General features: G+C 66.3%; 28 protein-coding genes. 1 reads left to right on the top strand and 27 read right to left on the bottom strand.

Going from position 1 to position 19,640, the window contains the following annotated elements; all coding sequences use genetic code 11:
* Positions 1-64: 64 nt before the first annotated feature.
* The 13 genes from A5784_RS26960 to A5784_RS26905 all read right to left on the bottom strand — a co-directional run bounded on the left by A5784_RS26960 (position 65) and on the right by A5784_RS26905 (position 11,705).
* Complete coding sequence (locus A5784_RS26960; protein WP_064947935.1) at positions 65-1,132, bottom strand: hypothetical protein; 1,068 nt, start codon at positions 1,130-1,132, stop codon at positions 65-67.
* 85 nt (positions 1,133-1,217) lie between these two features.
* Positions 1,218-1,553: a hypothetical protein gene (locus A5784_RS26955; RefSeq protein ID WP_064948052.1), complete on the bottom strand. Its 336-nt coding sequence runs from the start codon at positions 1,551-1,553 to the stop codon at positions 1,218-1,220.
* On the bottom strand, positions 1,550-2,008 hold the full coding sequence (locus A5784_RS26950; protein ID WP_064947934.1) for a hypothetical protein: 459 nt from the start codon (positions 2,006-2,008) through the stop codon (positions 1,550-1,552). Before A5784_RS26950 ends, A5784_RS26955 begins: the two co-directional genes overlap by 4 nt.
* Positions 2,005-2,388 carry a phage holin gene (locus tag A5784_RS26945; protein WP_197514885.1) on the bottom strand — a complete coding sequence of 128 codons (384 nt, stop codon included), beginning with the start codon at positions 2,386-2,388 and terminating at the stop codon, positions 2,005-2,007. Before A5784_RS26945 ends, A5784_RS26950 begins: the two co-directional genes overlap by 4 nt.
* Positions 2,385-2,873, bottom strand: coding sequence for a hypothetical protein (locus A5784_RS26940; protein WP_064947933.1), 489 nt, complete (start codon positions 2,871-2,873; stop codon positions 2,385-2,387). The genes A5784_RS26945 and A5784_RS26940 overlap by 4 nt, the downstream gene beginning before the upstream one ends.
* Positions 2,874-2,875: 2 nt before the next feature.
* The gene (locus A5784_RS26935; protein WP_064947932.1) at positions 2,876-3,724 is read right to left on the bottom strand and encodes a hypothetical protein; all 849 of its coding nucleotides are present in this window, start codon (positions 3,722-3,724) and stop codon (positions 2,876-2,878) included.
* A gap of 96 nt (positions 3,725-3,820) precedes the next feature.
* Positions 3,821-5,854, bottom strand: a complete 2,034-nt coding sequence (locus A5784_RS26930; protein ID WP_156750795.1) for a major capsid protein — start codon at positions 5,852-5,854, stop codon at positions 3,821-3,823.
* A gap of 170 nt (positions 5,855-6,024) precedes the next feature.
* Positions 6,025-6,210, bottom strand: coding sequence for a DUF7196 family protein (locus A5784_RS26925; RefSeq protein ID WP_064947931.1), 186 nt, complete (start codon positions 6,208-6,210; stop codon positions 6,025-6,027).
* Positions 6,210-8,639 (bottom strand): hypothetical protein, encoded by a 2,430-nt coding sequence (locus tag A5784_RS26920; RefSeq protein ID WP_064948049.1) that lies wholly within the window; start codon positions 8,637-8,639, stop codon positions 6,210-6,212. The genes A5784_RS26925 and A5784_RS26920 overlap by 1 nt, the downstream gene beginning before the upstream one ends.
* Positions 8,639-8,803: a hypothetical protein gene (locus A5784_RS38860; RefSeq protein ID WP_197514884.1), complete on the bottom strand. Its 165-nt coding sequence runs from the start codon at positions 8,801-8,803 to the stop codon at positions 8,639-8,641. The genes A5784_RS26920 and A5784_RS38860 overlap by 1 nt, the downstream gene beginning before the upstream one ends.
* Positions 8,803-10,716, bottom strand: coding sequence for a hypothetical protein (locus tag A5784_RS26915; protein ID WP_232006255.1), 1,914 nt, complete (start codon positions 10,714-10,716; stop codon positions 8,803-8,805). The genes A5784_RS38860 and A5784_RS26915 overlap by 1 nt, the downstream gene beginning before the upstream one ends.
* Before the next feature lie 27 nt (positions 10,717-10,743).
* Positions 10,744-11,166, bottom strand: a complete 423-nt coding sequence (locus A5784_RS26910; RefSeq protein WP_064947930.1) for a DUF1360 domain-containing protein — start codon at positions 11,164-11,166, stop codon at positions 10,744-10,746.
* 59 nt (positions 11,167-11,225) lie between these two features.
* The gene (locus A5784_RS26905) at positions 11,226-11,705 is read right to left on the bottom strand and encodes a hypothetical protein (protein WP_082945090.1); all 480 of its coding nucleotides are present in this window, start codon (positions 11,703-11,705) and stop codon (positions 11,226-11,228) included.
* Between the two features lie 160 nt (positions 11,706-11,865).
* Between A5784_RS26905 and A5784_RS26900 the strand changes: the two genes are divergently transcribed.
* The gene (locus A5784_RS26900) at positions 11,866-12,063 is read left to right on the top strand and encodes a hypothetical protein (RefSeq protein WP_064947928.1); all 198 of its coding nucleotides are present in this window, start codon (positions 11,866-11,868) and stop codon (positions 12,061-12,063) included.
* A gap of 32 nt (positions 12,064-12,095) precedes the next feature.
* Here the strand turns inward: A5784_RS26900 and A5784_RS26895 are convergent, their stop codons facing one another.
* The 14 genes from A5784_RS26895 to A5784_RS26835 all read right to left on the bottom strand — a co-directional run bounded on the left by A5784_RS26895 (position 12,096) and on the right by A5784_RS26835 (position 19,373).
* A complete protein-coding gene (locus A5784_RS26895; RefSeq protein WP_502687546.1) occupies positions 12,096-13,574 on the bottom strand; it encodes a terminase large subunit domain-containing protein in 1,479 nt (492 codons plus the stop codon).
* A gap of 82 nt (positions 13,575-13,656) precedes the next feature.
* On the bottom strand, positions 13,657-14,070 hold the full coding sequence (locus A5784_RS26890) for a hypothetical protein (RefSeq protein WP_064947926.1): 414 nt from the start codon (positions 14,068-14,070) through the stop codon (positions 13,657-13,659).
* A gap of 5 nt (positions 14,071-14,075) precedes the next feature.
* Complete coding sequence (locus A5784_RS26885; RefSeq protein ID WP_064948047.1) at positions 14,076-14,297, bottom strand: type II toxin-antitoxin system HicA family toxin; 222 nt, start codon at positions 14,295-14,297, stop codon at positions 14,076-14,078.
* A gap of 62 nt (positions 14,298-14,359) precedes the next feature.
* Positions 14,360-14,689: a hypothetical protein gene (locus tag A5784_RS26880; RefSeq protein WP_156750794.1), complete on the bottom strand. Its 330-nt coding sequence runs from the start codon at positions 14,687-14,689 to the stop codon at positions 14,360-14,362.
* Complete coding sequence (locus A5784_RS26875; protein ID WP_064947924.1) at positions 14,689-14,892, bottom strand: hypothetical protein; 204 nt, start codon at positions 14,890-14,892, stop codon at positions 14,689-14,691. Before A5784_RS26875 ends, A5784_RS26880 begins: the two co-directional genes overlap by 1 nt.
* The gene (locus tag A5784_RS26870; RefSeq protein ID WP_064947923.1) at positions 14,892-15,464 is read right to left on the bottom strand and encodes a recombinase family protein; all 573 of its coding nucleotides are present in this window, start codon (positions 15,462-15,464) and stop codon (positions 14,892-14,894) included. The genes A5784_RS26875 and A5784_RS26870 overlap by 1 nt, the downstream gene beginning before the upstream one ends.
* A complete protein-coding gene (locus A5784_RS26865) occupies positions 15,461-15,754 on the bottom strand; it encodes a hypothetical protein (protein ID WP_064947922.1) in 294 nt (97 codons plus the stop codon). The genes A5784_RS26870 and A5784_RS26865 overlap by 4 nt, the downstream gene beginning before the upstream one ends.
* Before the next feature lie 4 nt (positions 15,755-15,758).
* A complete protein-coding gene (locus A5784_RS38490) occupies positions 15,759-16,058 on the bottom strand; it encodes a hypothetical protein (RefSeq protein ID WP_064947921.1) in 300 nt (99 codons plus the stop codon).
* Between the two features lie 65 nt (positions 16,059-16,123).
* Positions 16,124-16,270, bottom strand: a complete 147-nt coding sequence (locus A5784_RS38485; protein WP_156750793.1) for a hypothetical protein — start codon at positions 16,268-16,270, stop codon at positions 16,124-16,126.
* Between the two features lie 153 nt (positions 16,271-16,423).
* The gene (locus A5784_RS38480) at positions 16,424-16,882 is read right to left on the bottom strand and encodes a hypothetical protein (protein WP_064947920.1); all 459 of its coding nucleotides are present in this window, start codon (positions 16,880-16,882) and stop codon (positions 16,424-16,426) included.
* A complete protein-coding gene (locus A5784_RS26850) occupies positions 16,879-17,349 on the bottom strand; it encodes a hypothetical protein (protein ID WP_156750792.1) in 471 nt (156 codons plus the stop codon). The genes A5784_RS38480 and A5784_RS26850 overlap by 4 nt, the downstream gene beginning before the upstream one ends.
* Before the next feature lie 391 nt (positions 17,350-17,740).
* The gene (locus A5784_RS26845) at positions 17,741-18,112 is read right to left on the bottom strand and encodes a hypothetical protein (RefSeq protein WP_064947918.1); all 372 of its coding nucleotides are present in this window, start codon (positions 18,110-18,112) and stop codon (positions 17,741-17,743) included.
* Positions 18,109-19,185: a hypothetical protein gene (locus A5784_RS26840; RefSeq protein ID WP_064947917.1), complete on the bottom strand. Its 1,077-nt coding sequence runs from the start codon at positions 19,183-19,185 to the stop codon at positions 18,109-18,111. The genes A5784_RS26845 and A5784_RS26840 overlap by 4 nt, the downstream gene beginning before the upstream one ends.
* Positions 19,185-19,373: a helix-turn-helix domain-containing protein gene (locus tag A5784_RS26835; protein WP_064947916.1), complete on the bottom strand. Its 189-nt coding sequence runs from the start codon at positions 19,371-19,373 to the stop codon at positions 19,185-19,187. The genes A5784_RS26840 and A5784_RS26835 overlap by 1 nt, the downstream gene beginning before the upstream one ends.
* Positions 19,374-19,640: the final 267 nt, after the last annotated feature.

The raw sequence follows: 19,640 nt of genomic DNA, 5'->3' as shown, positions 1-19,640 counted from the left end.
GAAGGTGAAAGACCCTGGGCGGGTGGCACTCCCTAGCAGTGAGTGCCACCCGCCACTAGGACTGCTACAGAGGCGTGACGACAGCTGTGCCGCCGGTCAGGCCGGTGCTGTCCGCGGTCAGCGCAGGCAGCGACGGATCCAGTGTGACGGTGTAGTTCCCCGCAGTACCAACCACCTGCACCTGACCCACCTCGACGTTGGACAGCGCCTCGATCGCCGACTGCACCGCGGCCGGCAGAGCCGTGTGCGCGATATTCGCCGACGGCAGGGTGCCGACCTTGGCCTTCCAGTTGCCGGTACCCCCGACCACCACGGTGTACTTCTTTCCGTTGCAGATCGGCTGCGGCGGAGCGACATCCGCAGCAGGCTCACCGGCGGGGCCACCGAAGTAGTAGTTCGGCGCGGTGAACACCGAGGAGATGTTGAGCTCGCACGCACCGTCAGTGGGCTTGGGCGGCTCGATCGGGGTGCGGAAGAACAGCAGGTGGTTGTCGTCTTCCTTGCTGTACGCCGGGACCAGCAGGCGGCCCGGGGTGCCATTGCTGTCGATCGCTGCGACGTTGTCGACGCCGCGGCCCCAGCCCTTCGGCGCGATGGTCCGGCCAGTGAGGGTGAACGTGGAGACCTGGGCACCGATGGGAATCGCGCCCGACACGAATTCGGTGCCGGCGAAAGCCAGGTAGCCGTACTGCTTTCCACGTGCCGACGCGGTGAAGATCGAATCGTCGGTCGGGGGCGGGCAATCGTCGTCGCCTTCGCCGCCGGTCCAGATCTCGAACATGACACCGGTGTCGGTGTCAACCGACTTGCGGTCGCGAACGCCGATCGGGTTGCCGTCGTAGTCGAGAATCCGCGCCCAGGACAGCACCATCGACCACAGGTCCGGGTCGACGCCGCAGAGCTGCAGTTCGGTGTTCCACCAACGACGCTCGGGCGGAGTGCGGTCGCTGACGCATTCCTTGCCGGCGGCGTTCTCCTGCGTGAGCTCGTTGGCGTCCTTCATGTTCGGGTCCAGGTTGGCCTGGATGAACCCGTCGGTGACGATGCGGTTCGCGAGGCCCGGAAGGGGCGTCCCGCAACGGTCAACCTTGGTCGCTCTGAGCGAGAGTCCTTTTACGACTGCGAATGCCATGAGCTGGCCTTCCTCCTGCTATCAGGCGCTTCGCGCCGGTCGGTATCCGAGGCTGCGCCGAACAGTAAGAGCAGTGGGTGCATCGTCAACGGTCGGCGCGGATCTCGTCGAGGCGGTCGAGAAACGGGTCCACTTCACGGGCGGTGGCGCCCCGGGTGCGCAGAGCGTCAACCAGGTCGAAAACCAGGTCGATCAGGTTGGCCTTGATGCGGCGCTCGATGATGAGGTCGTCGCGGATGCCCGAGTTGACTTCGTTGGCCCGGGTCATCGCCGCGCCCATGAATTTGTCGTATTCCACCCCGGCCTCGCCGGTGGCGCGAAGGCGTTCCGCCCGTTTGGTGTTCAGCCACGCCAGCCCCTTGGCCACTGCCGCCAACCCACCGCCGGTGAGCAACAACTGACCGAGGAACTCCCAATTCACCGCGTCACCCACGCCAGCCTGGCGCGGATGAGAATGGCTACGGCGATCAGCCCGTAAATGAGTACGGACGGCCAGGATTCCGGCGCATCGTAGGCCAGTGCATCCACGACGAACGAACTGGAGAACATGCCAAACAGGATGGATAGCAACGTGAGTGAGACCGCGAGCAATCTCGACATCGACCTGTGGAACGCCCACAGTGTCGACGTTCCGAGGATCAGAAACGCCGCGCCCCAGCTCTCCGGTGACCCGGGGACCTCCAGCGCGGTGGTGTAGGTACCTTCGTACCCTTCGAAGCTCCATGCGTCCTGGCCCAGCCACAGAGTCATCAGGCCGTACCCGATGGCCAGCAGCGCCCACAGCATGGTCTGGCTGCCGATGTACACGGTGCGGTGCTGGTCGTGGACCTCGACATCGTGGGTGGCTTTCGCCAGCTCGCGCTCCGACTCGGTCATCGCGCTAGGTCGTAGTCCCGCTGCACTGTCTTCGCGGCGGCGGTCGTGATGCCAAAGGCGTACGCCACCGACGCGGTGATCGCCGCCCAACGGACGTCGTTCATCAGGCCGTAGAACATCAGGACGCCGCCGAGCGGACCGGTCACGGCGTACAGCACGACCCGCCACGTCGAAGTGGCGTAGATGAGCGCGAACACCAGGGTGACCACCGAAATGACCAGTTGCGTCCACAGTGCCGCCTCCTGTTCCTCCAACAGGCCGAATGCGGCCAGAAACGCGACGGTGGCGCCGGCGATGCGGTACCAGCCTTCGCGCGCGGACTCAGGGATCAGCGCGCGAATCCGGTCCAGCCAGGCTGGGCCCTGCACAACCTCGGTCACGACGCAGCGCCCTTGATCGCGGCGAGCACCGCGTCCTTGTTCTTGAACTCGCGGGGGTCGATGCCCTTGACCGCCTGGGCGTATGCGTTGAGCTCGGGACGCGTCCAGTCGTCGTCTGGCTCACCGTCGGGCCACGCCTTCGGCAGGACATCCTCCCCGGACGTGCCTAGCGCCGGCAGGGACCCATCCGGCAGCGGCCCGCCCTCAGCGAACACTGTGTCGGGAACCGGTTCGCCGTCGGGAATATCGACGGTGCCAACGATGGCATCCTGCGCGTCGGCTTCGTCGAGCAGTCCGGCCTCGCGGGCATTGCCCTCGGGCACCACGTACACGGCGCGCGGCCCCGACCGGGTCAGCTTCTCGATCGCTTCGGGTGGTGTCCCGATCTCGAACAGCTTCGCCAGCGCCGGGCCGCGCTTGGCCTTGTCGACGAAATCGATCGTGGCGAAGCCATTCTCAACCACAACCAGCACACCAGCAGGCATGACTATCCTCCGCTCGGGAAATTCGCACTACCAGGGAAATTCAGCAGTCCAGGGAAGCCGTCGCCAGCGACCGGCGCCGTCACCTTGACAGCAGCCACCAGTGCCTCGTAGCCAACGACAAGGCTCCGTTCAGCGACGGCAACAAACTCGTTGAACCCCGCGGTGGGGGCGTCGCGCAGCGCCACCGGGCCGCGCCAACCAAACGTCGGTGACGTCGCCACCAGAGTCGAACCGAGACCCTCGACGTAGCCGCCACCGAACACCCACTGGTGTCCGAGAGGGGTCACCAGCTTGCTGCCGTTGTAGCGCACCAGATTCGCGTACGCCGCGAACGTCGCCCACTCCGCTGATGCGTGAATCTGGCCGACCGTGTTGGTCTTCGCCAACAGCCCCTCGAGGAATGCCACGGCGGCCACCACACCCGCAGCAGTTTCCGGCGTGCCGGCGTCGGCCAACATTCGAGTGGCCAGCTTGGATTCGACCGCGTTGGGTTCCTGCAGTCGGTGCACCTGCTGTGCCCGCACGCGAACCTCGTTGCGGCTGAGCTTGGTCAGATCGCACTCATCCGAAGCCCAGGAGGTGAATGCGGTGAACGTATCCGGAAACTGCGGGCGTACACCGCGTTTGGCGTCCGTCTCGGGATCGAGATCGCCCTCCGACACACACCACGGGTGTTGCCACACACCGAACTGGGCTCCGCCACCGTAGTTGAACACGCGGATGTCGACACCGGAAGCCAACCAGCGCAGCGGCCCGTCCTCGTCGGTCCACTGGGTCGCTCCGAACAACCCGTTCGGCGCCGGGTTGACCAGCGGAGCGTCGAACACCACCGGAGAAAATGCAGTGGTCATGGCGTGCGGTCCTCTCTACCGGGAAGACGGGCGGACGTGAACGCCTCGGATTTGTTCACGCCGCCCGCCTCGTCCATTGCGATACCCGGGCCTCGACTAGGAGATGTTCACGCCAGCGCCGGGCTGGGTGCCGCCGGTCAGCGAGTTGACGGCCAGTTGCAGGTCGCCCAGCTTCGCCGGGTAGGTCACCACCAGCGGAGCGCCCGGCAGCGGGCCACCCGTAACGGTGATGTCGCCCGCCTGGGTGACGCCATCGTCGATGGCGGTCAGCGCCGTGTCCGCGTTGGCCGCGGACGCGTTGAACGCAATCGACCCGGACGGAATGTTGTTGGCGGAGAACTTCAGAGTGATCCCGCCACCAGTCGGGGTGCCAGGCGTGGCGACCGTCTTCGTCACCGTAGCCGAACCACACACGATGGTCTCGCGGGCACCGACCGCACCGTTCGTGCACAGCGGCACACGGATCAGATCTGACGGGCCGCAACGCTTCCCGACCAGGAACGAGTCCTCCAGGAACCCGTGGGTGTAGCGGTTGAGCTGCACCTGCTCGATCGGGTACTGGACACCGAGGGTGATGACGTTGTCCAGCGACCGGAAGAACGTACCTGCCGGGTACAGGATCACGTCGACGCTGCCGGGCCACCACGAGGTGTCGAGGTGGCCGGGCTGTCCTGCGCCGAGGGACTGCCAGGTGCCCTCGTACTGCAGGTAGATGCCGCGGACTGCCAGCCAGTTGTCGATCTCGGCGTCGGAGACGGACAGCATGTCCTTGCCGTCCCGCATCGCCAGATCGGCGCGCAGCACGTCGCGGAACCACACCGGCGCAACACCTTCGACGGTGTCCCGGCGGGTCTTGAGCTGAATGTTGCGGGCCCGCACGTGCAGACCGTTCAGGACGCCGGTGGTGGCGCCCAGAACCGCATCGGTGGGGACGACCTTGGCCGCGCTGGACTCGGCCAGCATCTTCTGCACGGTCTTCGCCGAAACGCGGTACTGGTGGGCCACCAGGAACTCATCGACGAACTTTTCGATGAGCTCCGGCCACGCCTGCCGCTGCAGGATGCCGGCCTTGACCGCCCAGCCGATCGCCTCGAGCCGATACTCGATCATGTCGTCGGGGCAAGGGATCTCGACGAATTCCTTGACCGCAGTGGGCTGACCGTTGCCGTCGGTGGCTTCCAACTGCGGCTCGGTGAAGTGGAAACCGGTCTGCAGCGCGGTGAAATCCGGCTCAGCGGGGAACCGGATACCGCCACGCTTGATCGCGATCTCCGGCAGCGATAGCAGGTTGGCCGCCGCCGGGGTGGGGCAGAAGTCGTACAGCTGCTCAGACGGTGCGCACCAGCCACCAGCAGCGACCAGCGCCTCCGCGGAAACCTTGCCGCGCCCGGGGATCTCGGCGGCGACCCGGTCCAACTCGGCGTGCAGATCCTGTGCGTTCTCGATGACCTTGCCCTGCGGCCGAGCCATCTTGGCCAGCGCCTGGGTAGCGAACGCCTGACCACCAAGGGTGGTCTCGCCGGTCGGCTGGCGACCGGTCCGCTGACCAGCCTGCACCGAATCGATCGCCTCAGCGATCTCGCGGGAGCTGACGTTGGCGCCGCCGAACTCGGCGAACTTCGGCATCGAAGCCAGCGGAGTCCACCGCTTCGGCTTCTCGCCGGCTGGGGTGTCTGCGGGGATGTCACTGTTGCGGACGGCCCCAGCGAACGTCGCCCCGCCATTGCCGCTGGACGCGGTGACGGCCGCAGCAGCATCCTCGGCGGCGGCGTCGGCGGTCGCGGCTTCGGCCTCGGCGACCACTTCAGCAGCAGCATCCGCGTCGGCGGACTGCTCAGCGGTCTCGGAGGTCTCGGCCTCCGCGGCAGGCTTGGCGGCTGTCCGGGCGATCAAGCCGTTGAGCTTGTCAGCGTCGGACTGGTCGGCCGCAGCGACGGCGTCACGCTTCTCGGTGACCTTGTCGTGCGAATCGGCGAGGTACTCGAACCGGTCGACCTCTTCGGCGGTGAACTCGTCACCGACGGCGTGGCGGGCCTGGAAAACGTTGATCTCAGCCGCGACGGCGGCGGCCAACTCCTCCAGCTCGGTGACGGTGTCGGGCAACTGATCGGGCAGCGTCGTGAACTTCACTGCAATGGCTCCTGTCTCGGTGATAGGGGTACTGCCTGTTTCCGATCGCTCCCCGGCACATAGCGCATGGCAGGAACTCTCTGGCGCCGGACAGTAAGAGGGCATGGTGCAGCGACCTCGGAACACGAGACGGCCCCCGGTGTGAAACCGGGGGCCGCCTGGTCGATTACCTATGTGCTGCTGACGATCGTTTTGATCGTGCCGCCGCCATTGCGGAGCTGCTCCTTCTTCGCTTCCAGGTAGATCAGGAACGTCCTCACCGTCTTGTCCGGAGCGGTGTACTCATAGCCCTCGACCGTCGAACCCGTCGACGTGCGGGCACCGGCACGCCCACCGCCCCTGCATCCGCACGCCATTAGGCACGCTCCGCCAGCATCTGACCAATCCGCTGTGTCGGGGTCAATTCAGGCGGCGGATCCCCCACGGCGTTCCGTGCTCGTGCCAACACCGCGTCGGTGCGCTCCTTGTGCGCGAGCGCCGCATCCTGGTGGGCGCGGCGGCGGTCCACGGTCTCGACCACCTCTGTCAGCAGCGTCTTGAGTGACTCGCGATCCATGGTGAACCCACCGGCAGCTCGCTGTGCTTTTCGCGACGGGCCGAGGCTGGCGATGAGCGCAAGGTCGCGGCCGTCGGGTCCGGTGACTGCGCTGTAGATCGGGAATCCCGGGCTGTTGACGGCGTGCGCTGCGATCATGTCGAGCTGCGTACCGCGCCAGTCGCCCGACAGCGGTGCGGTCATGCCCATCTGGAAGACCTCGGGGTCAACACCTGGTGCAGGCACACCCGAAAACCAGATACCGAAGCGGTCCTCACCGACGCGCACCAGACCGAATGCCGTGCACACGTTGTCGTAGTGTGCTCGCGCTGTCGCGAGCGTGACGCCGAGCGAAGTGTCGGCGTGCCCGCCCTGCACCGTGAGCCGTCCCACCGACAGCTGTTTGCCGTTGTCGAGTTGCACCTGGCTGGTGTGGAAGTTGGCGTACCCGTTGTGGTTCCGCGGGGTGAGCTCCCCGTTGCCGCCGCGGATGGCGTGCCCCCACTCAGCCAGATGTCCGTAGATCCGACCCGTCTCGTTGTTCATCGTCGGCGCAGTGGGCCGCGCCAGCTTCGGATCCTCGAACAGCGCCGGGTCGTAGGTCTTCACGCGCGGACCGTCGACGCGGGCCACGATGGACGCCACCAACGCGAGGTCTCGGGTCTCCCGTTCGCCCAGGGTGATGTCGATGCCGTCGAACGCGGGGGTCTGCACCAGCGTGAATCCGGTCTGCTCCGCCTTGGTGAAGTACGTGAACGGCTCGCCGTTCTCCTCCCACCAGTCGTAAAGGTCGCCCTCGATCTCTTTGCCGTTCTCGTCGGTGAAGATGTATTCCGCGGCGGCGAGGTCGAGGCTGGGCGCGGAGACTTTGTGCTTGACCTGGTCGGCCGCCTCCATCGCCTCAGTCGAGTTGAGGAAATAGCCGCTAGCGAACACCCGGTCGCCCTGGATCTCGGCCGTCTCCACGACACCCACGGTGTAGCTGTCGTAGTGGCCGCCGCTGGCCTGCTTCTGCCACGCCATCGGGTGCGGAAACTCGCGCATCGTCAGGTCGATGTCGGCGGCCAGTATGCGTCGATCCGACGTCGCCACACCCAACTTGCCGATGTACCCGCTGAACGTCAGGAAGGTCTCTGCGTCCTCGGCCATGTCGTACTCCTGTTCACTCGATGCGGCCCAGCCGCCGGACGCCACGCGCCCAATCCCGTCTTGGTCGTCACGCGCACGAACATTGCCGGCGTCGGCGCGGCGTTCAATTTCCTCCGCCTGGGTGCGACCATCGCGGTTGATCACCACGCTGTCGCGGCCGTTGAGACGTTCGGTGTGCCGGTCGATCTCGTCGGGCAACTCTTCGTCGACGGCGAGAATGCCGACACGGCAACGGCAGTTCTTCCACTCGGCGGCCGACGCCGACCGATCCCCCGGAACGAACATCTGCTCGCCACCAACGGTGAAGTGCCCCATCAGCGGCACCCGCTGACCGTCCGCCGCCCAGTGCGTCGGCCGCGTTTTCCCATCGATCGTGCAGATCCACGTCTTTTCGAGCTCGTCGGCGTCCTCCGACTGCCGGGCAGCCGCGACCACCGCGTGGTTCATCACGCCGGCGGCCTGGTATCCGCCGCCGCGGGCAATCTCCCGCATCACCGCCGACGATGGGTTGAGCACCTTGGCGGCTTCGGCTTGCAGCACCGCGGGACGGTCTTCGGGAATCACCGACACAGTGATCTGCGGATCGGAGAGGGCCGCCGTGACCTTGTCCCGCACCATCTTCGGGGTGCTCGTGAAAATGTCCTCACGTTTTGAGGACAGGAAGTCATCGCGCGCAGCGGCCAGCGACGGCGTGGCCTGCACATATTCGACAGCCGCGTTCACCTCTGCGCGCGACTGCTGCACGGACACCAACAAAATGTCGATCACGGACCCATCGATGTCGCTGACCGCGGCCGCCCCGCCGCCACCGATATCGATCGGCAGGCCAAGGCCCGTCACGGTCTCGTACACGGCCACCGCCCACAGGACCGCCAGGCCGGCTACGATCACCGCTTCGGCGCTCGTCTCCCACTCGGATTGCTTCTGCGCGACCGCATCCGGATCCGGCGGCAACTCCGACGCGGCGGCCGTCAGCGCCGGCAACACCGCGTCCTGCACGTCCGGTGCCCACCGGCGGATCGCCTCGGCGTACAGGTCGCTGATCGCCGTCTCCGCCTTGATGGTGTGCGACAACGCATCGTCACGCCCGGGGAAGAACATCAGCACACCTCGTCTCGGAGCGCCTTGAGCGCGGCGATCGCGTCAGCGAAGCTGGCGTTGTCGGCGACGACCACCACTCGCCGACTGGCCGTGTAGTGGCTCGCCGTCGCGTTGCCTTCCCGTGCCCGGACGACGCCGGGGTGTGTCTTGTCGATCTCGGCCATCAGACCACCTGCCCGTCGACGACCTGGCTGGTTAGCTCACGCCGAGCGATGCGGCGAACGGCGGAGCGGACACGCTCAGGGTCCAGACCGTGTGCGGCGGCGAACTCGCCGTCGAGCACGTCGTCAAACCCCTTGATCAGCCGGCTCGCTTCGCCGTCGTCGACCGGAGGCATGAACCGGTGATAGTCGCGGGGCGCTACGTCGCGCAGACGCGCATGCTGCACGCGGTCGTTCGTCCGGACCCGCCGCTTCCCCGCCAACTCCAGCGCCCGCCCCACGAGCAGATCCACGACAGCCAGTTCGACGTCGCCACGCAGACCGGCCGACTGGTCGCCGCTGCTGTCCTCGGTGTCGGGTTCCTGCTGCCTGTCAGCGCCCGATCCCTCATCGGACTGCTGATTGTCTGCCGGCGGCAACGCGGGCTGCGGCTCGGGGAAGTCGATGGCCTGCACGCTGGCATCGAGCAGCGGCAACAGCGTCGGCAACAATGTCGGGTCCCGCGAAACCCGGTCCTGAGCCCACTGTTTCCAGCCGTCCAGGCTGGTGAAGTCGTAGAGCGCATCGTCCGGCAGGCCGTACTGGCGGACCAGCGCCTCAGCGGTGATGGCGCCGCGGTCGAACGCGTCGCGAGCCTCGTCGGTCTTGTCCGGGTCGGCGGTCAGACGGCTCGCGTCGTACCAAAGGACGTACTTGTCCGGATCGATCCCGGCCGCGGCCAGCATGTGGCGTAGCACGCTGTCATAGATGGCCTGGCAGATCGTTTCCAGCACGGGCGACACGTGGATCTGCACGTCCTGATCGGACCGCAACCATTCCGACCAGTGGTTCGAGTTGCCGAGCCCGAGCAACTGATCCGGCGACATGTCCAGCCCCATGGCCAGCCGCGCGATGGCCTCGGTGCGCGTCTTGAGCGCCGTGTCGCTGACGTCCTTGCCGATCTCCTGATGATGGATCTTCGACAGGTGCTCACCGGGAGCGGCGACGACGACGGGCACGAGCGCCGCCATGCTGTCCGGATCCTTCGCCGCCGTCTCGCCGACGCGAACGATCGTGCGCTGCAGACTGTCCGCGACACCTGGCCGGCGTGCCGGTGGCGCAGGCGACCCGGCCGGTTTGTCCGCCGACACCGGAGCGCCCGCCGAATCCGGCAGGCTGGCCTCCGACGGCACGAACAACAGCCCGTTGTTCAGCAACCGCGAATTGTCGGCGTTCCGGATTTTCTTCGTCGTCCGGACGATCTCACGCAGCGAGTCCAAGCACGCCTGCACCGGCGAAGTCGGTAGAGCGGCATCCTCGGCGTCCTGATTCCAGACCCGGAACATGCCGTCACCCGCCGCCGCATCGAACTCGTGCTTCGACCCATCCGGCAGCTTGATCACAACACTGTTGCGCCGCGCGCCCTTCTCGATTTCCTTGCGAGTCACCACGAACCACCGCTCGGGCAGCAGTGACCCGTCCGCCCAACCCGCGGCTGGGCGCACCAGGATCGCGATCCAGTGCTCCCCCGGCACCGTCAGGCACTCGGTGGCGCGCTTGATGATCTTCGCCTGCCCCAGCGGACCGCCGGCGATCTCGCGCACAATCTCCGCGAACCGCATACCTTCCGCGTTGTCGGGATCGATGCTGCCCGTCGGCAATCCGGTATCGGGGTCGATCTCCGACGCGACGAGCCGCACCCGGGAGCACGAGTTGGCGCGCCACCGCACGTAATAGCCGAGCTCACCAACCTGGCGGTACATCTCCCAGGCCTCGGCCTGCCAGTTGTCGCGGCGACCCATCGTCGCGGATCCAAACACCTTGCCCGGGTCGCTCACCGGTGCACTGGCTGCCGTCAGCGCCGCGGGACGCCCAACGGACGCGACCAGCGCGGTGCCCTTACGGCGTCGAACGACGCGCAAATCCGGAGCTGCCACGAGCGAGACGGTAGCCAAGCTGGGTGTTTACTCCCCGTTCGCGACGATCTCGATGTCCTCGTCCGCCGACAGCGGAGCCGCGATCCCCACGAGGTGGCTGGTGGCCAACGCGACCCCGAACAGTGCCCACCACGGCCACCCGATGATCAGCACCGGAACGATCGCAGTCGCCAGCGACAGCCAGAACCCCACGCACCACGGGCATCCCAGGAAATAGGCCAGTGTCGCCCACTGCGTTTGACGGCGCCGGAAGTGCACGGCAACAGCGTTGTTCTCGTCATCGCGCTGCTCCGTCTGGTCCGCGATCGTGCGCGCCGCGACAATTCGGCGTTCTATGGCCAGCCGTAGCGGGTCCAGCACGGTATCGAAGTTGATCAGGCGCACGAGCCGCATTACGGCCAACACGTAGACGAAAAGAGCCAGAATGGTAAGTCCGAGGCTGAGATTCATGAGACCGGAGGCTATGCAGCGAGGGTGAAAACTGGCCTCACCGGTGAGGACACCGCAGGTCAGACAGCGGCTAACGCCTTGCGTCGCTCAGCTTTCCGTTCACGGCCACAGGTCCGGCACCACTTCCGGCCGCCATGCTCATAGGTGTTGTACGGCACCATCGGATGCCCACACCGCTTGAAAACCTGCAGCTGCCCAGTCATGTGGGCATCGACGATCTGATCGAACTGGGCACGCAGCCGCTCGAGATCGGCTTGAGCCTCCGCCAGATTCCGGCGCGTCACCGCGTGCTCGCAACGCTCCGTCCGCAAATCGTCACCCAGCGTGCGGTTTTGGGTCTGCGCCACCACCGCGAACTGAGTCAAGTCCTCGGCGCGGATCGCCCGCACCAACCTGAGCGAGCACCGCATGCGGTCCGCGATGTCCTGCGCCGTCACACCCGCCAATGTCAACCCGGCAACCAGCCACGCCCGATCCATCTCGGACAGCTGCGTCATCTTCCGCGACGACTTCGGCGTCGACAGCACCGCGGCGATCATGTGCTCGTCCGGCTGCCAACGTTGCGGATGACTCACAAGGCCAACGGTAAGGCGGCATTGACGCAACATTCCGCCGCTCAAGACTTGTCTAGGTAAACTGTGACATTCGCAGTGACCAGCAACACAATTCGGCTATACCGAAGTCATCGAGGAGGGTCTAGTGACGCTATACATCAACGGTTCCTGGACAGGGTGGAACGGCAACACGATCGTTGAACTCACGGACGGTTCGATATGGCGCCAATCCCAATATCACTACGAGTACCGATACGCCTATCGACCCAAGGTGACGATCCAGAACGGAAAAATGCTGGTGGATGGCATGAGTCGTGCCATACCGGTGCAGCGGCTGAAATAACCGCCCCCGGCCGCGCCGAGCGCCCGGCAACCTCAGCTGATCTTGCGCGACATCCAATCGCCCAGGTCCACCACCGAGCCACCGCGATCCGGGCCATCCGCCGAGCCCTGGCCCTCCGTCAGCGGTGCCGCCATGTCCCACTCCAGCCCGGCCGCGTGCACACACTCGTCGTGGCCAATCACCAGTGCCGCCAGATTGTCCGGCTGATGCTGACCCGCCTGCCACGCCACCGCACGCGCCTCGAAATCAGGGAAATACCCGGCCAGTCGGCAGGTACCGACCTCCAGCGCCTGCAGCAGCGCCGCCGACCGAGCCACCGCATCACCCACCCGAGCACGGCCCTTCGGCGGCCACGACGTCACCGCGATCGGGCGATCCAACGTCCCGCCCTCCACCGCACGCGCAATCGCCTCCCGCACAACCCGCGTGTACGTCTCCCGCGCCGCGAACCCCTCCACCGTGATCTGACTCGCCCCGACATCGACCGCCAACCGCACCGCAGCCCGCGCCCACTCATCCGACGTCATCGGCGCCGACTTATCCGCGATCATCGCCACCCCACCCCCAGCAGTCGACGACACCGCCACCAAACCACACGAGTCGCCCTGCCCACTGTCCGACGGATCCACCGCCACCACCGTGAACACCGGACGAGCAGGCGCGACCGACAACCGCCACTCGTCCAACCACTTCTGCTTCACCAGGCCACCCGCCGGGGCCTTCGGCACACCCATGTACATCGCGTACCAAGCACGCTCACCCGACGTCCGGCGCATCGCCGCGAAATGCTCCGGCGTGTACCCCAGTGCGGAGATCATCGTGACGCCGGGCGGCCGGCGCAGCGCATCCGCAATCCCCGACTCCGACACGGCGGGAATGTTGGTGTGACGCCACCGGTCCGGCTCCTGCGCCAACAGTGCGCCGGCCAGATCTTCCTCATGCCAACGCGTCATCAACACCAGACACGACCCGCCCGGATGGATACGTGTCGCCAACGTGCTGCGGTACTCGTTCAGGATCCGCTTCCGATGCGCGGCGCTGTCCGCCTCAGACGCGTCCTTGAGCACGTCGTCAATGATCATCAGATCGGCGCCGTGGCCAGTGATTCCGGAACTGATGCCCGCGGCCAGCACACCGCCCTGGTGCCCCTCGACGTTCCACCGACCGACAGCCGTCTTGTCCGCCGCGATGCTGAACCCAAGAAACTCGCCGTGCTCCCGGATGATCGCCCGCACCTTCCGCGAGTGCGTCTGCGCCAGATCATCACCGTGCGACACGACGACGATCTTCAAATCCGGGTCACGCATCAACGCCCACACCGGCGTCCAGATCGCGAATAGTTCCGACTTCCCGGTCCGCGGTGGCGTGTTCACGATGTCGCGCTGGTCAGGTTCCGTCACCCACCGCACCGCCGTATCCGACAGCAGCCGAATCGTCGGCGTCACACGGAACTTCGGGTCCAGGCGACGCGCCAGCTCCGCCGGGGTCGAAGGCCGACGCAGGGCACGCATCGCCCGCACGTGGCGGACAGCCGTCAACAACGAGACCGGGGCGGACACCCGCGAAGAGTGTCACGCCCCGGTGCTCAGACGATCAAGCCGAGATCAATTGCTGGGCACGCTGAAACGACACCCCGAGCACCTCACCCACATCACGCACGGCAACGCCATGCTCCGAGAGGCTGCGGGCCAACATCTTGGCGCCCTCCTGAGCCGCAGCCGCGTGCTGATCCGCCAGTTCCCGCTCCCTAGTCACCTCGTCAGCAATCGCCGTCACGTCGATGTCGTCGACACTGATCGAAATTTCTACTCCGACCTCCGAGGGTGCAGCATCGACCACCGTGCAGATGAAGTCGAGCGCCTGCCCGGGGACTTCGGCGAGCCGGCGCGCCTGAGTGGTGTCGGAGAGGTTGATCGAACCGTCGGCAGTCACGTACCCGTCGAGCTCGGGCACGGTGATCATCCACCACTTGTCGTCGCGGGTGACGTTGACCTTGTAGGTGTGCATGTCAGTCAGTCCTCCTCGTTCTTGCAGTCGGTTGCGCACCGATCGATCACGTTGTTGACCTGGCGGCGCACGCCCGGGCTGATGGTCCGGCCGCCGGTGTCCACCGAGACGCTGTAGCGGCCGTGCGGGCAGGTCCACACGGTGTGGCTGCCCTTGCCGTCACGCTTGGTGAAGCGTGCGCCTTTGAGCTGCTTGACGATTTCTCGGGTGGGCGCCGGTGCGATCATGAGCATAGTCTAGCGCGCTAGACGGTTTCTAGTCAAGTTGGCTAGACAAAATAGATTGCAGGTCAGAGCCGACCCGTGAACAGCCTCCATAACCCCACCAGCAGCAAGGCCACCCCGCACCACGCGATGATGTGCAGCAACACCGGCCGCGTCGCCGGAAACAGACCGAGCAGCACCACCAGCACCACCGCCCCGATCTGCAACTGACGCACCCGCTCCGCCCGACGCGCACGCTGACCAACCCTGATCAACGACTCGTAGTAGGCCATCTCAGCCTCCACGAACTCCGTCACGTCGTGCTCGCACCGAGCGCACTGCACACGGCCGGCGGCGTCCGGGCCGACCAGTTCGAGCACCACCATGCACCGCGGACACCGCGCAGGATCACCCATCACTCATCACTGCATGCCTTCCGCACACGCGCGTTGCTGTCCATGTCGATTACCTCGGACACCAGTCGCCGCCTGCCCTCATGGTCACGCACGAACGGCTCGGTACCGCGCGCCAGCGACCCGTCATAGAACGCGCGCCGCGACTCCCCACCGATCCGCGCCATATCGGCCAGCGGATCCGCATCCGGATCAGACCAGCCCATCACTCGCTCCCCTCGGCGCGGTTCTTCACGTTGTAGACCGTCGCACGCGCCACCCCGAACTCTCTCGCCAAATCCGCTGCCGACTCGCCAGCATCCAAGCGGCGAACCACCTCGCCGATCTGCGCGTCGGTGAGCGCCGGTTTGCGGCCCTTGTACACACCCTTCGCCTTCGCGATCGCGATACCCTCCCGCTGCCGCTCCCGGATCATCGACCGCTCGAACTCCGCCACCGCGCCCAGCATCGACAGCAGCAGCGTCGACATCGGCGAGTCCTCACCCGTGAACGTGAGGTTCTCCTTCACGAACTCGACCCGCACACCCCGCGCGGTCAGCTCCCGCACAGTGCGCCGCAGATCCTCCAGCGAACGCGCCAGCCGATCCATCGAGTGGACCACCAACGTGTCGCCCTCGCGCACGTAGCCGAGCGCCTCCGTGAGCGCCGGCCGCGCGGTGTCCTTGCCGCTGGCCTTGTCCTCGAACCGCTTGTCGAGCTCGATGCCGTCGAGCTGGCGTTCCGTGTTCTGGTCGACCGTCGAGACCCGGACGTAGCCGACCCGCTGCCCGTTGCTCATTGGCCGGCCGCCAGCCACGCGACGAGCTGGTGAACGAGCGCAGCAGCGTCCTCGCGTCCGATGGTCACCGTGACCTCTTGGTCCGCGTCGGCTGCCCGGAACGTCGCCACGTCAGGCCAGGCGCTGTCGGTGAACGTGCTGACGTCGAGGCGCGGCCAGCCGAGCAGCTTTGCGTCCCTGTCGTCGGTCTCGATGTCGCGGAACGTCTGCGTGGATCGGCCTGGGTGGCTGGACGCGGCGAAGCCGCCCCCATGGGTGGGAGCGGCTTGCCCTGCGTGGTTGTCGGTCACAGGCTCATCCTTCGTAGACGTCGGCGTCGCCGGTGGCGGGGTTGACGACGAGGTGGCACGGCCAGGGGGCCACGACCTCGGCCTGGTCGTTGTAGCACGCGGCGGCCAGGCCCTGGGCGTTGTCGGGCCCGCAGATCCGGTTGCCCATGGTGCGGCAGTCCCAGCCGGGCTGGTCCTCCTCGATGGCCTGGGCGACGGGTTCGGCCTGTGCGGTGCCGACGACGATTGCGCCGGCGGGGATGCCGAGCGCGACGCCGACGAACAGGCCGGCGGCGAAGGCGACGCGTTGGGTTGCAGTGAGCATGGGTTTCCTTCCGGGGTTGGGTGGTTGCCGGGGCCTCAGGTTTGAGGCCCGGCGGGGCGGAGCGGTTAGGCGAGGTCGGACCAGTCAGCCCAGGTTGGGTGGGGAGCGTTGTCCCATTGGACGATCGCGATGGGGCGGCTCTCGTCGTTGAGAAGTGCGCCCTTGATTCCGGTTTTGCGGTCCTGTACTCGGGTTTCGGCGCTGGTGATCATTTGGGCCTCCACGCTGGTCGATGTCTATTTACGTTCTAGACCAGATTAGACCAGCGTCCAACAATTCGTCAACCACCTTTTTTAGACAGTGATTGCACTGGTCACACCCAACATTCCGAGAATCCCGGATAGTTCACCACGGGTACACCCCAGTTAGACAGGGGCCGGTGGTCCTTGGACCTCGATTGGCACGTCGGTGTCGTTGACGATCGACTCCCCCGGCGGCAGCTCGCCGCCCGCGTCGAACGGCGGCGGCCAGGCCAGCACCTCGTCGCACGCCTCCGCCGTCCAGTCGTCCTCGGCAGCCTCCGGCTCGGGCGCCGCGCCCTCAGCGGCCCGCGTCACCGCCAGCCACTCCGCCAACTCATCGGCCGGCAACCCACCACCGACCGCGAGCACCTGGCGGGCGATGTCGACGTGCAGCTCCCACAGTGGATCGTCCGGGCCCTCGACACGACCGAACAACGCCCGGGCCTCAGCGACCGCAGCGGCGTCGAGCGCGGCCGGGTCGAGCCGGCCCGTCGCGATGTCCTCAGCCAGCGACATCGCCGCATCCACGCCAGCTTTCTTCGCCGCCTTCGCGGCAGCCTTGATCTGCTCGGTGGTGGTCACGCTTCGCTCCGTTCGGCCGGCAGTTCGACCACCTCGGCGTCGATCGCATCGAGCAGCCGAGCGCGGGTGTCGGTCAGGATCTCGGTCATCGTCTGCACGTTGACGTCGACCACCTGCGGCACCGCGATGTGCAGGCCCTGCAGCTTCGCGCGCTTGTCCAGGCCGTCGAGCACCACCTTGCCCAGCTCGGCGACGTCGCGGTGGCGGCCCGCCTCGTGTGCCTTCTCCAGGCTGTCGAGCAGCGTGTGGATGACCATGGTGAGGCTGTCGCCGGTGGCGCGGCGTAGGCGTTCGATGTCGTCGGTGGGGTTCTTCTGTAGCCACTTCTCGACGGCCTTGCGCGCTGACTGGCGGGAGCGGAAGCCTTCGGCGTCGGCGACTTCTTGCCAGGTGCGTCCGCGGAGTGAGAGCCGCCAGGCGCGTTCGGCGCGTTCGGTGCTGGATTTTCGGTCCATGACTGGTGGCATGTGGGTGATTTTCTGGCTCGGGGGTGCGGGTGTGGTTTCGGCTGGGTTGGCCCGTTGGGTGGTTTCGGGGGCCTGCGAGTGAATTACAGGCGTGTTTTTTGCGGCCCAGCGTCGACGGGGGGCGACGATTGGGGTTGGTCTGGTGTCTTGGTGGCGGGCCAGCCCATTTGGGCTCTGATTTGGTCGCTGTGTCGGCGGGCGGTTTGGCGGTGGTCTTGGTGGTCGCAGACTTGGGTGTCTCGGTAGCCGTCTGGGTCGCAGAGTCCACAGTTGGCGATGGCTTGGGCTCGGTTGGCGCGGGCTTCTCGGGCTTGTTGCGCTTGCCAGAGTTCGGCGGGTGTGGGGCCGTCGGATTGGCGTTCGTCTGCGTACGGGTCGCTGGGGTCGCGCATCATTCGATGGCCTTGCCGAGTCCGCCTGTGATGGCGGCGAGTTTGGCTTGGTTGCGGGCTTCGAGGGCGGCGTCTTGGCGGTCTTCGCGGGCTCGGCGTTCGGTGGGGGTTTCGCGTTCGCCTCGTTCGCGTCGGATGTCGCGGGCGACGGCGATGATTTCTGCGGGTTCGGGTGCGTCTGCGTGGCTGAGTGCGCGGCGTTTGACTCCGGCGATGAGGTCGGGGAGTTCGAGTTTGTATTGGCTGAAGAGTTCGGCCCAGATGGTGGCGGTGGCGAGGGTGGCTTCGCGGTCGTCCATGCGGGGTGCGGTGCGGTGGTGGCAGGCGACGACGAGGGTCATGACTTCGAGTGCGTCGGCTGTGGTGGTCACGGGGTGAGTTCCTTTCTCGGGTTGGTGGTTTCGGCGGCGATGGCTGCTTGCTGCTCTTGGGCGCGGACTTCCTGGGCGAGTTCGGCGAGTCCGCGCATCTTGTGGACGGGGCGGCCGCCGTTGTTGTGCCCTGGTTGGGCGCGTTGGTTTTTGACGATGTCGCCCAAGACGGTGTCGAGCCATTCGGGTCGGGCGTCTGGTCGTTTGTCCCATTCGATGAGTGCCTGGCGGATGAGTGCGTCGGGTTGGCCTTCGCGGGTGAGGTCTTCGACTCGGCGGGCGAGCCTGTCGACGAATGTGCGTGGGTAGGCGGCGAGGGTGTCGCTGCCGAGCGTCTGGCGCACCACGGTTTTGGCGGCCTGGCTGGGTTGGCGTGGTGTGGGTCGGGCGGCGTTGTCGACGTGTTGGGGTACGGGCCCGTAGTCGTCGTCCGGTTCGGGTTCGGGTGGTAGCGGGTAGTCATCGGGGTCGTGCGCGTTACTTACGTGAGAGTCGTCTTTTAGGTGAGTAGAGATCTCTTTAGTTGGGTTGGTGTTGGGTAATACCCGGGACTCCCCGGGGGACATTTGGGTGGTTGCGCTGGTGGCAGCGTTTTCGGCATGCGTGTTTTCGTCTACGTACCGCTCGTTGTATTGCGTCTGTACCGTGCGTTGTGTCGCGTGTTTTTGCGTGCGACCGTTTCGCCTGTCCCCCTGGGACACTTGCGGGTTGTCCCCGGGGGACTCCCCTGGGGACGCGGCGCGTTGGGCAGCCTTCTTCTTCCGCCACTTCTCGCGGTCGGCTTCGATCTGCGCGCGGGAATCCTGGCGGCCGGGGCCGGTGAATTCGTGGAACTGGTAGCCCTTCTCGCCGTCGCGCTCAGCACCGCCGTGCCAGAGCCCGGCCGCGATGAGCCGCTTGGCCTTCGCTACGCCTTTCGGCTGCTGCCTGACCCACCAGTCCGGCACGAATCCATCAGTGAGATACGCCATGCAGAACGATCCGGCACGCACCCACATGCCGATCGCATCGTCGCCGGCGCGTTGGGCTTTCGGGTGTCCGTGGAGTGCGTCGTCGACGCGGAAGTGCGGCACTACTGCACCGCCGTCTCTGCGGGGGTGAGCATGGCGTCGACTTCGTTGAGGTCGTAACGGATGAGCCGCGGGCCCACGGTGTGGGCGGTGAGTTCGCCTCGCGCGGTCATGCGCTGAACGGTCTTGACGCTGACGCGGATGTGTTCGGCCACTTCCTCTTTGGTGGCCCATCGCCGGGTGTTCGTCACCTGTCCCCCTGCGGTCGTGTCATGTCCCGTTGTGTACTCGGCTGGGGTGCAGTGCCGTCGGGATCGCTATCCCACGTTGGGCATTCGGGATGGTGGCCTTGGGTGGGTGGGTGCCATCCGCAGTCGGCGCAGCGTTTCATCGCGATGAGCTGCTGTCTCTTATACACATCTGACGCTGCCGACGATCGCATAAGTGTAGATCTCGGTGGTCGGCGTATCATTAAAAAAAAAAGGGGGGGGGGGGGGGGGGGGGGGGGGGGGGGGGGG

The sequence above is a fragment of the Mycobacterium sp. 852013-50091_SCH5140682 genome, assembly GCF_001665685.1.
In the GTDB taxonomy this organism is placed as follows: domain Bacteria; phylum Actinomycetota; class Actinomycetes; order Mycobacteriales; family Mycobacteriaceae; genus Mycobacterium.
The sequence above is the reverse complement of the archived record's forward strand: the minus strand, read 5'-3'. Positions and strand labels throughout refer to the sequence as shown.

Coding starts and splice junctions, on each gene's coding strand:
- A5784_RS26960 (WP_064947935.1), bottom strand. CDS start 1,132: ATGGCATTCGCAGTCGTAAAAGGACTCTCGCTCAGAGCGACCAAGGTT.
- A5784_RS26950 (WP_064947934.1), bottom strand. CDS start 2,008: ATGACCGAGTCGGAGCGCGAGCTGGCGAAAGCCACCCACGATGTCGAG.
- A5784_RS26940 (WP_064947933.1), bottom strand. CDS start 2,873: ATGCCTGCTGGTGTGCTGGTTGTGGTTGAGAATGGCTTCGCCACGATC.
- A5784_RS26935 (WP_064947932.1), bottom strand. CDS start 3,724: ATGACCACTGCATTTTCTCCGGTGGTGTTCGACGCTCCGCTGGTCAAC.
- A5784_RS26925 (WP_064947931.1), bottom strand. CDS start 6,210: ATGGCGTGCGGATGCAGGGGCGGTGGGCGTGCCGGTGCCCGCACGTCG.
- A5784_RS26920 (WP_064948049.1), bottom strand. CDS start 8,639: ATGTTCTTCCCCGGGCGTGACGATGCGTTGTCGCACACCATCAAGGCG.
- A5784_RS38860 (WP_197514884.1), bottom strand. CDS start 8,803: ATGGCCGAGATCGACAAGACACACCCCGGCGTCGTCCGGGCACGGGAA.
- A5784_RS26910 (WP_064947930.1), bottom strand. CDS start 11,166: ATGAATCTCAGCCTCGGACTTACCATTCTGGCTCTTTTCGTCTACGTG.
- A5784_RS26905 (WP_082945090.1), bottom strand. CDS start 11,705: ATGATCGCCGCGGTGCTGTCGACGCCGAAGTCGTCGCGGAAGATGACG.
- A5784_RS26895 (WP_502687546.1), bottom strand. CDS start 13,574: ATGCGTGCCCTGCGTCGGCCTTCGACCCCGGCGGAGCTGGCGCGTCGC.
- A5784_RS26890 (WP_064947926.1), bottom strand. CDS start 14,070: ATGCACACCTACAAGGTCAACGTCACCCGCGACGACAAGTGGTGGATG.
- A5784_RS26885 (WP_064948047.1), bottom strand. CDS start 14,297: ATGATCGCACCGGCGCCCACCCGAGAAATCGTCAAGCAGCTCAAAGGC.
- A5784_RS26880 (WP_156750794.1), bottom strand. CDS start 14,689: ATGGGTGATCCTGCGCGGTGTCCGCGGTGCATGGTGGTGCTCGAACTG.
- A5784_RS26875 (WP_064947924.1), bottom strand. CDS start 14,892: ATGGGCTGGTCTGATCCGGATGCGGATCCGCTGGCCGATATGGCGCGG.
- A5784_RS26870 (WP_064947923.1), bottom strand. CDS start 15,464: ATGAGCAACGGGCAGCGGGTCGGCTACGTCCGGGTCTCGACGGTCGAC.
- A5784_RS38490 (WP_064947921.1), bottom strand. CDS start 16,058: ATGCTCACTGCAACCCAACGCGTCGCCTTCGCCGCCGGCCTGTTCGTC.
- A5784_RS38485 (WP_156750793.1), bottom strand. CDS start 16,270: ATGATCACCAGCGCCGAAACCCGAGTACAGGACCGCAAAACCGGAATC.
- A5784_RS26850 (WP_156750792.1), bottom strand. CDS start 17,349: ATGCCACCAGTCATGGACCGAAAATCCAGCACCGAACGCGCCGAACGC.